Genomic DNA, 14608 nt, shown 5'->3' with positions numbered 1-14608 from the left:
ATCAACCTTTGACTGAGCCGGCCGTGAGGCCTGAGACGATGCGACGCTGGACAAGGAGGAAGAAGATCAGCGCCGGCAGTGTGAACAGCAGCGCTGCTGCCATGACGGAGTTCAGCGAGGTCAGGTACTGGCCAACGAACGAGGCCAGGCCCACCGACGCCGGCCACAGGTCCCGCTCGGCGATGAACGTCTTGGCCAGCAGGAACTCGTTCCAGCCGTCAAAGAAGTTGATGACGGCGGCAGCGGCAACGCTGGGCAGGATCAACGGGGTGAGGACCAGGGAAAGGATGGTAACCCTGGGGCAGCCGTCAACGGATGCAGCTTCCTCGATTTCGTATGGGATGGCATCGATGGCTCCCTTGATGATCCAGACGCTGACCGGCATGGTGAACGCCACGTTGGCCAGGATCAGGCCGCCCATCCCGTTCAGCAGCCCCAATGATGCGAACAAGGCATAAATGGGGACCACCAGGAGCGCCTCCGGCAGCATCTGGGTGGCGAAGAGCAGGAACCCAGCGGCTCCCTTGCCGTAAAACTTGAACCGGGACAGCGCATATCCGGCCAGGACAGCGAAAACGAGGGACAGCAGTGTGGTGCCGCCGGCGATGACCACCGAGTTGGTGAGCCACTTGAAAATCGGGACGGTGCCGATTAGTTCACCGAAGTCGGCCAGCCGTTCCCAGTGCGGCCACCAGCCCTGCGCCTGGCCATAAAGTTCCGAGTCCACGCTGAGGGCAGTGTTCAGCATCCAGTACAGCGGGAAGCCGGAGAACAGGACCAGGGCGGCCAGCAGGAGCAACCGGACGGGCTTGCTGAAGTTCCGTTGTCCCGGCGCCTTGAGCCGCCGCCGGGCGGGAGCGTGGAGGACCGGGGGTGCTTCTTTGGTGCTCATATCTCAGGCCTCCTTGGCGGCAGTGCGCCGTTCCATGATGAAGTAGACAACCGTGACCAGCAGGGACAGGACCAGCCCCAGGGCACCGATGGCTGCGGCGCGGCCCAGTTCCTGGTTACTGAAGGCCTGCCGGTAGACGTTGACCACCAACGTATTGGTGCTGTCCACGGGGCCGCCGCCGGTGAGGAGGTAGATGATCTCGAAGCGGCGGATGGACCAGATGGTCATCAGTAGGGTGACCACCCGGACCGTGGGGGCGATGTGTGGCCACGTGACGGCCCGGAAGGTTTCCAGCGCGCCGGCGCCGTCCATCCTTGTGGCTTCATACAGTTCGGTGGGAATGGACTGCAGCGAGGCCAGGACCACCAGCATCACCAGTGGCATGACTTTCCAGACGGAGGTCAGGACCACGGCGGCCATGCCGAACTTGGGGTCCACCAGCCAGCCCTGCTGGCCGATGCCCATCACGCCCACCACCTCGTTGAGGACACCGTCCGAACGGTTGAAGATCCAGCCGAAAATCAAGGCGGTGGCCACTGTGGGCACGGCCCACGGGAAGGTGATGATTGCCCGCATCACCGTGCGGCCCTTGAATGCGCGGTTCAGCAGCAGCGCCGACCCGGTACCGATGACGACGGCGAACAGCACCGTGGCGGCCGTGTACAGGACGGTGGCGCCCAGGGAGTTGTAGAACTGGGGGCTGCCCAGCAGTTTGGCATAGTTCTCCAGCCCCACGCCGGTGCCGCCGTCCGGCCGTACCAGCGGGGTTTTGGTGAAGCTGAGCTGGATTCCCTGCACCACGGGGATGATCATAAAAATGATCAGGTAGATGACGGCCGGGCCGACGTAGATGTAGGGGGAGATTTTCTGCCACATGTGATGCCGGGAAGGCGCATCCTGTATTGGCGGCTGCGCCACGGCGGGCGGGGAGATCGAAGTTCGGAGCGACATTGCCCGGATCCTTTGCCTAGGTCTGCTCAGCCGATCAGCTGAGTTACTTGTGTCTGTGCGGTGGCGAGTGCCTTGGCAGCGTCGCCGCCGTCCACGAGGTAGCGTTCCACCTGCGTCATGACTTCGCGCATGATGGCCTTGGTCTGCGCCTCATAGCCCTTGATAAGGGGGCTGCGCGAGTCGGCGGCGAGGTCGATGAACGCCTTGGCCCACGGGTTTGCCGCCGCGTAATCGGGCGCCAGCGGCACGTCGGTGGCCAGGGTGGACGGTCCCATGGCGGTGCGGAGTTCCGCCTGGCCTTCATCGGAGCCCACCCAGCCGACGAAGTCGACGGCAAGGTTCTTGTTCTTGCCGAACCCGTTCACGGCCAGCACGATCTCCTGGTGGGCGGATGGGCTGGGGAGCGGGATCCGGTCGGCGAAGCCGATGTCCTCGGACTTCAGCGTCTTGGAGGAGCGCAGGATGCCCGCCACCGTGGAGGAGACATCGATCATCATGCCGAGCCTGCCCTCACGGAACTTGGTGCGCATGGTGGACGCGTCGTCGCCGATGGGCATGGCCCCGGACCGGTAAAGTTCCCCGAAGGCCTCCACCCCGGCGATGTTTTCCTTCGAATCGATGGTGGGGCGGGACCCGTCGGACCAGGATCCGCCGAACCCGTAGGTCCAGACGTCGAAGTCCATGAACCAGGAATCGAACTCGGTCATCTGGTGGCGGACCCCGAACCCGTCCAGGCCGGTGGCGTTCCTGATCTCCCCGGCGGCGGAAATCAGTTCAGCCACAGTGGTGGGCGGTGCCACGTTGGCCTTTTCCAGCAGGCCCCGGTTCCAGAAGAAGTTCCAGTTGAGCCGCTCCCAGGTGATCCCGTACTGCACCCCGTTCACCTCGCCGGACTTGATGGTGTGGTTGAACGGGGTGCCCTTGTGGGATTCGACCACCGAGGTCAGCGGAGCCAGGATGCCGGCGTCGGCCAGGGGGTAGAAGTTCACGTCCTGCACCACAAAGATGTCAGGGCCGCCCTTGCCGCCAAGTTCGGTGTTGAGCTTGTCGGCGAAGGAGAGGAACGGGGTGGTGCTTTGGGCCAGCACGGCTGACGGGTTCTTCTTCTGGTAGGCCTGGACGGCTTTCCACATGGCCTCGCCGCGGCCCGGCTCAAGCCACTGCCAGCTGCCGAACTTCAGGGTGCCGCCGGCTGACGCCGCCCGGTTGGGGTCCAAAGCCGGGGTGGCGCCGCAGCCGGCCAGCAGCAGGCTGGCTCCGGCCGCTCCCAGGAATGTGCGCCTGTCGATCATGTCGCCGGCACCACATCAAGGGCCAGGGCCTCGGTCTCGCGGCGCAGCTTCAGCGCCTGGTCCAGCGAGGTGTCGATCTCGACGTCGTCCCAGCCCACGATGCCGCCTTCGGGGATGTCGTTGACGAGTTTGACATGGTGGGCCATGGCGACCGGCAGGGCGCGGTCCCGGACGGACTTCTCAGCCGAGATCAGCTTGCCCCAGACGGTGAAGCCGCCTTCGCCGTCGAGGATTTCACCCGCTTTGAGGTCTTTTTTGGCGCAGGCCACCACGTCGGCGTGGAAGCCTTCGGGCGCGCCCGTGGCTACTCCGCGGAGCACGGCGTTCGCTATCGAGACGTTCAGTTCCAGGCCCACGTAGTGGTACGGGCGGTACAGGGCGGCGTACTGGCCGGTGGGGTCCGGGTGCCAGGGGTATTCCTGGAAGCAGCCGGAGACGTACTTGTTGGTGGCCTTGACCACCACAAAGACGCCTTCCTGGGTGTTGTGGGGGATCCAGTCGCCGGCGCGGGTCACGCTGGACATCACATCGACGCTGCCTGCATGGCTGAGGACGCCGCCGTCGGCTGCCGGCCGGCAGATCGTGGCGATTTCCTCGACGTCGCCGGGGGTGAAGGTGAGGCCCTCATCGGAGGGGCGCAGGCCGGCGGCGTTGGCTACCGCCGCCATTTCGATGGCTGCCTTGGTGCCGTCGCGGAAGGAGGTGTGCATGTACGGGTTGAGCTGGCCGGAATCGGTCAGCTCCTTGGAGAACTCCCAGTTTTCCCACACATTATCCGGATTCATGCCGTGGTAGTGCGAGAGGTACTTGGCGCCCTTGCCGGCGCAGACCACGTCGAAGCCCGACGTCCGCGCCCAGTCCACGAGTTCCCAGATCAGGGCGGGCTGGTCGCCGTAGGCGAGGGAATAGACGACGCCGGCCTCCCGGGCGCGTTTGGCGAGGGCAGGTCCGGCGAGGGCGTCCGCCTCGACGGTGACCATGATGATGTGCTTGCCGGTTTCGATGGCGCGCAGCGCGTGGTTGATGCCAACGATCGGGTTGCCGGTGGCCTCTACGATGACGTCGAGTTCGGCGTCGAACAGGGCAGCGGCGTCGGTCACAACAGTGGTGGCACGGGTGGCCAGGGCCGTTTCGATGTCGTCAACAAAGGCTTCATCGGGCCACTCGACGAGCTTCAGTGCACCCTTGGCCCGCTCGGCGTTGATGTCGGCAATGGCCACCACGTGGATGCCCGGGATGTTGCGTGCCTGCGCCAGGTACATGGTTCCGTAGCGGCCGGCACCGATCAGGCCCACACGGATCGGGGCGCCGTCGGCCTCGCGCTGGGTCAGGAGTTTGTGGAGGTTCATAATCGCCTTTCGGTGGTTTGGCTGCGTCCGTGCTGGACGGCCAGTGGTGTGCGCCGGTGCCTGTGCAGCGTTGCGGCAGGCTGTGGCGTTCGGGGCCGGCGGGGTGGTGCCGGTGGAATCCGAGGGGTGCGGTGGTAGACATTCACTGTGGAAGTAAACATAATGGAACCGGTTCCACTTTTATTTCATACCTGCCGGACGAGGTCAATACCCTAGTCTGAAAAAGTTCCTGCCGGACTTGACGGCAGAGCTGCAGTAGCCGACCGAGGAGTACACGTGCAGAAGCAGCCCACCATCCGCGACGTTGCTGCGGCGGCGGGAGTATCCGTCGCTGTGGTCTCGCGGGTGCTCAACCCCGGGTCAGGGCCGGTGGCTGCCGCAACCCGGGACCGGGTTCACGAGGTCATGGCTACCCTGGGTTACCACCCGCGTACGGCCGCCCGGGAGCTGAAGCACGGCCCGCCCACCACCCTGGGCCTGCTCCTGGCGGATGTTTCGAATCCCTTCTTCGCCCGCCTTGCCGACCAAGTGGTCCAGGAAGCGCACTCCCGCGGCATCCAGGTGCTGTTGATGACCACCCAGGAGGACGACCAGCTCGAATCCGAGCGGCTCTCCACCCTGATCGAACGCCGGGTCAGCGGCATCATCGCCACCCCCACGGGAAACAACCTGGATATTTGGAAGAGGCTCCAGGACATGGGAACGGACGTGGTGTTTGTTGACCGCTCCATCCCTGCCTTGGCTGACGTGGATGTGGTGACCATCAACAACGTGGAGTCGGGGCGGTCCGCCACGGCCCTGCTGGCTGCGCACGGACACCGGCGGATCGCGATGATTTCCGGGCCGGCAGAATCCACCACGGGCCGGGACCGGATCGCCGGCTACCGGCAGGCCCTTGACGCTGCGGGGCTGGAGCGGGATGATCTCCTGGTCCGGTCGGCGGCGTTCCGCGGCACCGCCGGAGGAGATGCGATGAGCGCGCTCCTGAACCTGGACGAGCCACCCACCGCAGTGGTGGTGGCGAACACCGCCCAGGTGACGGCTGTATTGGGCCGGCTGGCCCATGCCGGGGTGTCCGTCCCGGCGGAACTCTCCGTGATCGTCTTCGAGGATTCGCCCTGGACGGAACTGATGACGCCGCCGCTGACCATCGTCCGACAGCCCATTGACCTCCTTGCCCGGCACTCCGTTCGCCTTGCCCTAGCCAACCCGGGTGGCAGGACGCCCGGCAAGCCTACGGTGGTGCGGGTGGACGCCGAACTCATTGAACGCGCCAGCGTGGGCCGGCTCAAAGTCCGCGCCTGACAAGTCGTTCCGCTCTACCCTTCCCGCGGCCCCGCTCTACCCTTCCCGCGGCCGCGTGCCGCCGCACCCTGCACCGGCTGCCTGCGGCAGCACCGGCGCCGAACCCAAAGGACTGACATGACGCAGACTACCTCCCGCTCTTACGCCCTCCTGGGTCTCGGGCCCATGGGCGCACCCATGGCCCGCAGGCTCCTGGCCTTCGCGCCCCACCTCACGGTGTGGAACCGGACGGCCGCGAAAACCGAACCCCTGGCGGCCCTGGGCGCACGCGCGGCAATGACGCCCGCTGAGGCCGCGTCCGACGTCGTCCTCACTGTCCTTCCCGATCTGGAACAAGTGGACAGTCTGCTGGGCGGTCCGGACGGCCTGCTGGCGGGCTGGGACGCCAAGGGCATCAGCAGTCCTGTCCTGGTGGTCCACGGCACGGTGTCGCCGGTGGCGGTGGCCGGCTTTGCCGAACGGCTGAAGGCCCGCGGCGTGACAGTCCTCGATGCGCCCGTCAGCGGCGGGACGATGGGCGCGGAGGATGGCACTCTCAGCATCATGGTGGGTGGCGACGCCGGCGCGGCAAACGACCTGGAACCTGCCTTCCAGTCGATGGGCACTACCGTGCGGTACCTCGGACCCAGCGGCTCGGGGGAACTCGCCAAGGCTTGCAACCAGATCGTTGTGGCCGCCACAGTGACAGCAGTTTCCGAGGCGATGCTGTTGGCCCGGCAGGGCGGCCTCGACGTAAACGTTGTGCTGGAGCTCCTCAGGGGCGGCTTGGCCGATTCGGCAGTCCTGCGGCAGAAGGGACAGCGCTGGGTGGAGGACAATTTCGACGGCGGCGGCAGCGCCAACAACCAGCTCAAGGACCTGGGGTTCATCGCCGAGGTCGCGCAGGCCCGCGGACTGGACCTGGCCCTCAGCGGCACCGTCCGAGACCTGTTCGCCGACATGGTGGCCCAGGGCGACGGCGCACTGGACCACACCGGCATCCACCGGTCGCTGGCCCGCCGCGCTCTCTCCGCCAACTAGGTAGCAGTAGATGTCGTTTTGAGCGCTCAAAACGACATCTACTGCCAGCTACTTGGGGGCTCGCGCAGCCGTTGAACTCAGAGCTGCAGCTCCATAAAGACGCTGTTGGGATCCGGCCGGTAGTCCGCGAACGGCGGGCATTCGGTGAAGCCATGCCGCGCATACAGCCGCCGGGCTGGAGCGAAGTAGTCCTCGGTGCCGGTTTCCAGGTACACCCGCTCCAGGCTGTTGGCCCGGGCGTCGGCCAGGATGTGCAGGAGCATGAGGGTGGCGACGCCGCGCCCCCGCGCCTGCGCCGAAGTGCGCATGGACTTCAGCTCGGCAGAAGCAGCTTGGCCAGGCACCGGTTTGAGGACCTTGAGGGCTCCGCACCCCAGCAGGGCGCCGCCCTCCCGTGCCGTCCAGAAACTGATGTCCGGTCCTGCCAGGGCTGCCGGGTCCAGGGCATGGACGCTTTCGGCCGGTGAGGTGGCAAACATGTCTGCAAGGTGCTCGCTCAGGAGCAGGTGGACATCGTCGCGGTGGGGGCTGTCCCGGTCTATAAGAATCATCAGTTCCAAATTTACCGGGCGCAGCGGAGGCGCGGCACGCGCCGCCTGGAAGCACAGCCGGGAAAGGCGCAGGCGAGTTCAGTGAATGCGGCCTCCGGAAGCGAAAATGCAGAAAGTTCACAAATTCTCTTTTTATGCCGCCAGAAATTCAGCAATCCTCGGGCTGGTTGCTGGAAATTCCCTGCCGGCAATCATGTTTTTGGCATGACTGGCATTAAAAATATAAGTGTGTATGGTACTGGGTACAAGCGCCACAAAGAAAGATGTGATTCCAGTGTCGGGTAAATCGCCTAAAAGCAGCAATTTCAAAAAAGCGGGAAAATCCATCCTCGAAAAAAGGGTCGATAAAAGGGCCAAAACCGAGAGCAGTGAAATCAGTTTCATAAAACCGCGCAAGAACCAGCGCTAGCGGGCCCAGCCATGAAAAGCATGTGCAACGCGCTGATCATCCCGGCTCAACTCACACAGCCGGTACGCCTCGAATCCGTCGATACGGACATGCCGGCACTTCAACGGTTGATGTCGGGAAACATCGAAGCAATCAGTACCCGTGATTGGCATGCCTACGTCAGCGACGAAGGCAACCGCCTGCCGCAGAACATCCGGGCCGAAGTGCTGGCCCGGGAAGCCGGTGTTCACCTCGAAGAGGTCCTGAACGGCACAGCGGTTTTCCTGGGTCACTGCAGCCGCGGGCAGGAAGTGGACGCGCCCCTGCGACTCATCCGACTGGCGGAAGCCCTGTTCGAGCAGGCGCTGGCAGCCTGAACGCTTGCGCCTCCCGCTACACCAGCGGCCAGGGGTAGCGGGAGCCCGTCAGGTCCACGGGCAGTGTCCCGTCCTGCAGGATCCGACGGGCCCGCCGCTTCAGGGCCGCGTTTTCATCGTCGTCGAGCAGCCCGGCCAACTCCTCAGGAACGGCCTCGGCGAGGGGTGCGATATCTGCCAGCAGCCCGTCCGGAATTGCTTCGCCGGCAAAGTCCCAAATGACCGTGCGCAGCTTAAAGGCAGCGGAAAAGCACAATCCGTGGTCGATGCCCCAGATCCGGCCGTCGCCGCCGCGGAGGACGTGCCCGCTTTTGCGGTCCGTGTTATTGGAAATGAAGTCAAACAAAGCCATCCGGGCCAGTTCCGGGTGGGTGGACGGGTCCTCCGCCGCCAGCGTGAAATAGTGCTGCCGGAAATCGCAGTCGATAAACCACTGCAGGGACCCCACACCAAGCGGTGCGTCCTCCCGGATGACCGTGGGCGGCACCATGCCCCAGCCCAAAGCCTCACTGAGCAGGTACGCCGCCCGCTCCCGCTTGTACAGCCCTGGATCGAAGTCGGACAGCGGCTGTTCGCCGGCCTCAGGTTTATAGACCGCCTGTGCTACATCGTCCCCTTGAGTAAGGCGGACCAGGAACGTGGCGTTGCTGCTGCGCGCGAACTGGCCCACCAGCTCCACTTCGCCGGAGGTCAGCAGCGTCAGATCCCGGTCTGTCAAGGCATGCCCTTGGCGGCGGAAAACCCTGTCACTGCGGCCTCAGCCCGCTCAACGGTTCCGAGTAGGAATTCACCATCAGCACCGACGCTGCCCGGCCGTCCACAAACGACACGGCGGACACTGAACCCGGGCTGATCATGATCCGCTGGAACAGGTCCAGGGGCGTCCCGACAGCGTGGGCGACTGCCGCTTTGATGGTGTCGGCGTGGGAAAAGCAAACAACTACGCCCCCAGGGTGCGCCGCCACCAGTTCCTCCAGGGCACCCACCATGCGGTCCTGCATCTCCGGAAAGCTTTCGCCGTTGGGGAAGCGGAACGTGGACGGGCTGGACTGCACACTCCGCCACTCCGGCAAGGCAGCCAGGCGGGAAATCTCGGCACCCGTCCAGTCGCCGAAGTCGCACTCCAGCAGCCCGTCGGCCGGCTGGATTTGCAGGCCGTTGGCGGTCGCCGTCGGCCCTGCCGTTTCCTGGGCGCGCTCCAACGGCGAGGAATACACGGCGGTGACCGGAAGCCCCTCGAGGCGTTCGGCCACCCGTTCCGCCTGGGCCCGGCCACGCTCCGAAAGATGCAGGTTCGGGGCCCGGCCCGGCAGCACCTGGCCGGTGGTGGGCGTTTCGCCGTGGCGGACCAGGAGCACAAGCGTCACCACAGGCTTGGCGGCGGGAGCGGCGGGAGCGGCGGGAGCGGCGTGAGCGGCGGTAGTGGTGGGAGCGGTGGACGGGGCGGATTCCGGCGGGGCCGGCTGGGCTGCAGCAGTCATCAAGAATCAGCGTAGTACTGCCAGCGGACCAAAACTTGTCCCGCGTGCACAAATGTTTCGGATCACCCCATCGGCCCAGCGAACAGGTCTACGGTGGAGAAGTGACTGAACGCCCTGAGATCTTCACTGTTGGTGAACTGCGTGCCTCCGGCCATGTTCACAAGGACCTGCGGACAGAACTCCGCGACAACCTCCTCTCCGCCCTGGCGGCGGGCCGCGACCCGTGGCCCGGCATGTTCGGCTTCAGCCGGACCGTTATCCCCCAACTGGAGCGCGCCCTGATCGCCGGGCATGACCTGGTGCTGCTGGGCGAACGTGGCCAGGGCAAGACCCGGCTCCTGCGCACCCTGGCCGGGCTGCTGGACGAATGGTCCCCGGTGATCGAGGACTCGGAGCTGAACGAGCACCCCTACGAACCCATCACCGGGCCCTCGCGCGCCCGCGCCCTCACCGAAGGGGACCGGTTGCGGGTAGCCTGGCGGCACCGTTCGGAACGTTACGTGGAGAAACTCGCGACGCCGGACACCTCCGTGGCGGACCTGATCGGCGACGTCGACCCCATGCGGGTGGCCGAGGGCCGCCGGCTGGGGGACCCGGAAACCATCCACTACGGCCTGATCCCGCGTTCCAACCGCGGCATTGTGGCCATCAACGAACTCCCTGACCTCGCCGAACGCATCCAGGTCTCCATGCTGAACGTGATGGAGGAGCGGGACATCCAGATCCGCGGCTACGTCCTGCGCCTGCCGTTGGACGTCCTGGTGGTGGCTTCCGCCAACCCCGAGGACTACACCAACCGCGGCCGCATCATCACCCCGCTCAAGGACCGGTTCGGCGCCGAAATCCGCACGCACTACCCCCTTGAGCTTGAAGATGAGGTGGCCGTGATCGAGCAGGAGGGCCACCTGGTGGCCAGCGTGCCGCCCGTGATCCTGGAGATCCTGGCCCGCTACACCCGAGCCCTGCGCGAGTCCCCGGCCATCAACCAGAGCTCCGGCGTTTCCGCGCGGTTCGCCATCGCCGGGGCCGAAACCGTTGCGGCGGCCGCGCTGCGGCGGGCCAGCGTCCGCGGCGAGGACCAGGCCGTGGCCCGGATCATCGACCTGGACGCCGCTGTGGAAGTGCTCACCGGAAAGATCGAGTTTGAATCCGGCGAGGAAGGCCGCGAGCAGGACATCCTGGACCACCTCCTGCGCACCGCCACCGCCGAGTCCGTCCGGGAACACTTCCAGGGCCTGGACCTGGCGCCACTGGTCGCTGCCCTGGACGGGCACTCCACGGTGACCACCGGCGAGCTGGTGACCGCCAAGGAATTCCTGGCGAACCTGCCCTCGCTCAACGGATCAGGCCTCTACGACGAAATCGGGAAGCGCCTCGGCGCCGAAAACGACGGCCAGCGGGCCGCCGCCGTCGAACTGGCCCTTGAAGGCCTCTACCTTGGCCGCCGGATCTCCAAGGAGTCCGACGACGAATCCACCATCTACGGCTAAGGACAGGCACACGCCATGAGCCTTCACCCCCGCTCCCGGTATGGCCGCTACCGCGGCGGGCCGGACCCGTTGGCGCCGCCCGTTGACCTGACGGAGGCGCTGGATGCCGTGGCCGAGGACGTGATGGCGGGCTACTCGCCGCGGCGTGCCCTGCAGGAGTACCTGCGCCGCGGCGGCCTGGACCAGGAAGGTCTGGACGAGCTCGCCGGCCGGATCCAGCAGCGCCGCCAGGACCTGCTGGGCAAGCACAACCTCAACGGCACGCTCAATGAAGTGAAAAAGCTCCTGGACACGGCGGTACTGGAGGAACGCAAGCAGTTGGCCCGTGACGCCATGATGGACAACACGGACCGGGCCTTCCGCGAGATGCAGATCCAGAACCTGCCCCAATCCACCGCGGCGGCGGTCAACGAGCTTGCCTCCTACGACTGGCAGTCCAGCACGGCCCGCGAGGCGTACGAAAAGATCAAGGACCTGCTGGGCCGCGAGGTCCTGGACCAGCGCTTCGCCGGGATGAAGCAGGCACTGGAAGGGGCGACGGACCAGGACCGGGCAGCCATCAGCGCCATGCTGGCCGACCTCAACGAACTCCTGGACAAGCACCGCCGGCAGGTGGACACCGCAGCGGACTTCGCCGAGTTTATGGCCAAGCACGGCGAGCACTTCCCAGAGAATCCCCGGAACGTCGAGGAACTGGTGGATGCGCTGGCCAAGCGCGCGGCGGCAGCCCAGCGGCTGATGCAGTCCATGACCCCGGAACAGCGCCAGGAGCTGATGCAGCTCTCCGCCCAGGCCTTCGGCTCCCAGGACCTGATGGCCCAGCTGGGCCAGCTGGACGAGACCCTGCAGGCCCTACGGCCGGGGGAAGACTGGAACGGATCAGAGCGGTTCGAAGGCCAGGAAGGCATGGGCCTGGGCGACGGCACGGGCGTGCTCCAGGACCTTGCCGAGCTGGACCAGTTGGCGGACCAGCTGGGCCAGGACTTCGACAGCTCCCACATGGACGACGTCGACCTGGACGCCCTGGCCCGCCAGTTGGGGGAAGACGCGGCGGTCAGCGCTCGCACGCTGGCGGCGATTGAAAAGGCAATGCACGACGGCGGCTACCTCACCCGTGGCGCGGACGGCGACTTCCGGCTCTCGCCCCAGGCGATGCGGCGGCTGGGCAGGTCGCTGTTGCGTGATGCCGCCAAGCAGCTGTCCGGGCGCCAGGGCAGGCGGGAGACGCGGGAGGCCGGTGCCGCCGGCGACCAGACCGGATCCAGCCGGCCGTGGGAGTTCGGCGACAACGCGCCGTGGGACGTCACCCGGACCATCACCAACGCGATCCGCCGGACCATCGCCGACGGCGGCGACCCGGGCCGGGGCGTCCGGCTGGCTGTGGACGACATCGAGGTGACGGAAACCGAGGAACGCACGCAGGCCGCCGTCGTCCTCCTGGTCGACGTGTCCTTCTCGATGGCCGCCGAGGGGCGGTGGGTGCCCATGAAACGCACGGCGCTGGCCCTGCACCACCTGGTGTCCACAAGGTTCCGGGGCGACAAACTGCAGCTGATCACGTTTGGCCGGTACGCCCAGACCATGGACATCGGCGGGCTGACATCGCTGCCGGCCTTCCGCGAGCAGGGCACCAACCTGCACCACGGGCTGCTGCTGGCCAGCCGGTTCTTCCGGAAACACCCGGCCATGCAGCCGGTGCTGCTGGTGGTCACCGACGGCGAACCGACGGCCCACCTGCTGCCGGACGGCGAATCCATGTTTTCCTGGCCGCCGCACCCCTCGACCATCCGCGCCACCGTGGACGAGCTGGACCGGGTGGGACGTGCCGGCGCGCAGGCCACCTTCTTCCGGCTGGGCGACGACCCTGGCCTGGAACGGTTTATCCAGCGGATGGCCCGCCGCGTTGACGGCAGGGTGGTGGCGCCCGAAGCCGGCGAGCTCGGCGCTGCGGTGGTGGGCGAATACCTCCGCGCGCACTTCCGCGGCCGGGCGTACGGCGACTCCGATTGGGCGTTCTAGGCGCCTATTGCCCTGCCTCGACGGGCCCCCGGCGGTACGTTTCCGAGACCCTGCGGTACACCGGGGTGAGGAACGCCAGCGCCGCGGCGGCCATCAGGATGATCCCGGCCACCAGGAACACCAGGGCGATGCCGCGGGACACACCCTCGCCCAGCAGCGGCGCCAGCTGCGCCGCACCCTCCGCGGACCTGGCGTACGGGATGATCCAGACCTCCGCGATGGGGGCGATGAGGAACGCGGTGATGGGTGCCGCCGCGGATTCGAAGGCCATGGCGAAGCCAAACACCCGGCCCTGGCGGGGCAGTGGGACCACCTGCTGGATGATCGTCTGTTCTGCTGCCTCCGCGAACGGCACCATCACCATGTAGAGCCAGATCCCCGCGATGTACAGCCATGGCCATTCCCGCAAGGTGAACAACGCACCAAAGAGGCCGATCAGGATCACCGCGAACAGCAGGGTCCGCAGCGGGTTGGAGCCCAGGCCGAACTTGCCCACGAGTGCCCCGCCCACAACAAATCCGGTGGCGCCAAGCGCAAAGAAGGCGCCCCACAGCTCAACCGGGAACATCTCCAAGCCGTAAGGATCCATCAGGGCCATGTACACGCCGCCGATGAGGTTGTTGAAGGTGGAGAACAGGATCAGTGCGAACAGGCCGGCAATGGCCAGAACGGCGGCCATGGATCCGCGCAGGTCGAATCCACCTTGGGCATCCGTGGCTGCCGGCTGGGTTTCCTCGGGCATCCGCACGGTGAGCAGGTGGCCGTATGCCACGGCTGTCAGGACCAGGGCCGCGGCGATGGTCCAGCCCATGCCCAGCAGGCCCACCGACAGGCCGGAGATGACCGACGTGGCGATGAACGCCAGGCCCTGCACCATGCCCACCAGTCCGTTGGCGTTGGCCCGCCGGTCAGGATCGATCAGGATGGTGACGGTGGTGGACAGGGCGATGTTGCGCAGGTTTTCCACCACCGCCCCCACCAGGATGATCACGGCAAAGATCCAGAACCACGGCTGGGCCAGGTCCAGCAGGTCGGTCTCCGGCGTCAGCAGGAACATGATTCCGGCGACGACGAACATCACCAGGGTGAAGCCACCGGCAAAGCGCATCACCGCCAGCTTGCGGTACCGGTCCACAAAGGTGCCGAAGCTGATGCTGGAGAGCGCGATCAGCAGCATGTACGCCCCGCCGATCACCCCGGTGGCAATCACATTTCGCGTCTCCAGATAGACCCAGAACGTCAGGGCGAACCAGAGGTAGCTGGTGGTGATGTTTGCCAAGGCAGTGTTGACCAGGATCCCGGTAAACGTGCGGGACCGCTCTGCCGGGGTTCGCAGGTGACTGGTGTTGGCTGGGGCATCGGCGAGCCCGGGACCCGCAGCCACCAGGGGATCCGGTTTGTGCTCGGTCATGGGCTCCAGTTTACGGACAACAGGCCCCCGCGGACATGGGAAATGCGTGCGTAATTTGGCTTGTGGGACAGGTCAGGGTGCG

General features: G+C 66.1%; 14 protein-coding genes. 5 read left to right on the top strand and 9 right to left on the bottom strand.

The window, feature by feature from the left end:
- Position 1: 1 nt before the first annotated feature.
- Genes ASF72_RS09650 through ASF72_RS09635 form a run of 4 tightly spaced genes read right to left on the bottom strand, consistent with a single transcriptional unit; the run spans position 2 to position 4484 of the window.
- Complete coding sequence (locus ASF72_RS09650) at positions 2-892, bottom strand: carbohydrate ABC transporter permease (RefSeq protein WP_082484187.1); 891 nt, start codon at positions 890-892, stop codon at positions 2-4.
- A gap of 3 nt (positions 893-895) precedes the next feature.
- The gene (locus ASF72_RS09645; protein ID WP_200933639.1) at positions 896-1843 is read right to left on the bottom strand and encodes a carbohydrate ABC transporter permease; all 948 of its coding nucleotides are present in this window, start codon (positions 1841-1843) and stop codon (positions 896-898) included.
- 26 nt (positions 1844-1869) lie between these two features.
- A complete protein-coding gene (locus ASF72_RS09640) occupies positions 1870-3135 on the bottom strand; it encodes an ABC transporter substrate-binding protein (protein ID WP_056598335.1) in 1266 nt (421 codons plus the stop codon).
- A complete protein-coding gene (locus tag ASF72_RS09635) occupies positions 3132-4484 on the bottom strand; it encodes an NAD(P)H-dependent oxidoreductase (RefSeq protein ID WP_056598332.1) in 1353 nt (450 codons plus the stop codon). The genes ASF72_RS09640 and ASF72_RS09635 overlap by 4 nt, the downstream gene beginning before the upstream one ends.
- Positions 4485-4760: 276 nt before the next feature.
- On the opposite strand from ASF72_RS09635, the gene ASF72_RS09630 reads away from it, so the two are divergent.
- Complete coding sequence (locus ASF72_RS09630) at positions 4761-5789, top strand: substrate-binding domain-containing protein (protein WP_056598326.1); 1029 nt, start codon at positions 4761-4763, stop codon at positions 5787-5789.
- Between the two features lie 81 nt (positions 5790-5870).
- Complete coding sequence (locus ASF72_RS09625) at positions 5871-6809, top strand: NAD(P)-dependent oxidoreductase (RefSeq protein WP_442854158.1); 939 nt, start codon at positions 5871-5873, stop codon at positions 6807-6809.
- Positions 6810-6886: 77 nt separating this feature from the next.
- On the opposite strand, the gene ASF72_RS09620 is transcribed toward ASF72_RS09625, so the two are convergent.
- Positions 6887-7360, bottom strand: coding sequence for a GNAT family N-acetyltransferase (locus ASF72_RS09620; protein ID WP_056598324.1), 474 nt, complete (start codon positions 7358-7360; stop codon positions 6887-6889).
- Positions 7361-7492: 132 nt separating this feature from the next.
- Positions 7493-7744: a hypothetical protein gene (locus ASF72_RS20335; protein ID WP_157370953.1), complete on the bottom strand. Its 252-nt coding sequence runs from the start codon at positions 7742-7744 to the stop codon at positions 7493-7495.
- 36 nt (positions 7745-7780) lie between these two features.
- Between ASF72_RS20335 and ASF72_RS09615 the strand changes: the two genes are divergently transcribed.
- On the top strand, positions 7781-8125 hold the full coding sequence (locus ASF72_RS09615) for a DUF3846 domain-containing protein (protein WP_056598320.1): 345 nt from the start codon (positions 7781-7783) through the stop codon (positions 8123-8125).
- A 16-nt stretch (positions 8126-8141) separates the two neighbouring features.
- Here the strand turns inward: ASF72_RS09615 and ASF72_RS09610 are convergent, their stop codons facing one another.
- Both ASF72_RS09610 and ASF72_RS09605 read right to left on the bottom strand, forming a co-directional pair.
- A complete protein-coding gene (locus tag ASF72_RS09610) occupies positions 8142-8843 on the bottom strand; it encodes an SCO1664 family protein (RefSeq protein WP_056598317.1) in 702 nt (233 codons plus the stop codon).
- 28 nt (positions 8844-8871) lie between these two features.
- On the bottom strand, positions 8872-9495 hold the full coding sequence (locus ASF72_RS09605) for a histidine phosphatase family protein (protein WP_056598583.1): 624 nt from the start codon (positions 9493-9495) through the stop codon (positions 8872-8874).
- Positions 9496-9707: 212 nt separating this feature from the next.
- Between ASF72_RS09605 and ASF72_RS09600 the strand changes: the two genes are divergently transcribed.
- Both ASF72_RS09600 and ASF72_RS09595 read left to right on the top strand, forming a co-directional pair.
- On the top strand, positions 9708-11096 hold the full coding sequence (locus ASF72_RS09600) for a sigma 54-interacting transcriptional regulator (protein ID WP_056598314.1): 1389 nt from the start codon (positions 9708-9710) through the stop codon (positions 11094-11096).
- Positions 11097-11111: 15 nt separating this feature from the next.
- Complete coding sequence (locus tag ASF72_RS09595; RefSeq protein WP_056598311.1) at positions 11112-13115, top strand: vWA domain-containing protein; 2004 nt, start codon at positions 11112-11114, stop codon at positions 13113-13115.
- Positions 13116-13119: 4 nt separating this feature from the next.
- Here the strand turns inward: ASF72_RS09595 and ASF72_RS09590 are convergent, their stop codons facing one another.
- The gene (locus ASF72_RS09590; protein WP_056598308.1) at positions 13120-14526 is read right to left on the bottom strand and encodes an MFS transporter; all 1407 of its coding nucleotides are present in this window, start codon (positions 14524-14526) and stop codon (positions 13120-13122) included.
- Positions 14527-14608 lie beyond the last annotated feature (82 nt).

The sequence above is a fragment of the Arthrobacter sp. Leaf141 genome (genome assembly GCF_001424565.1).
In the GTDB taxonomy this organism is placed as follows: domain Bacteria; phylum Actinomycetota; class Actinomycetes; order Actinomycetales; family Micrococcaceae; genus Arthrobacter.
This window is presented reverse-complemented; position numbering and strand designations above follow the sequence as displayed.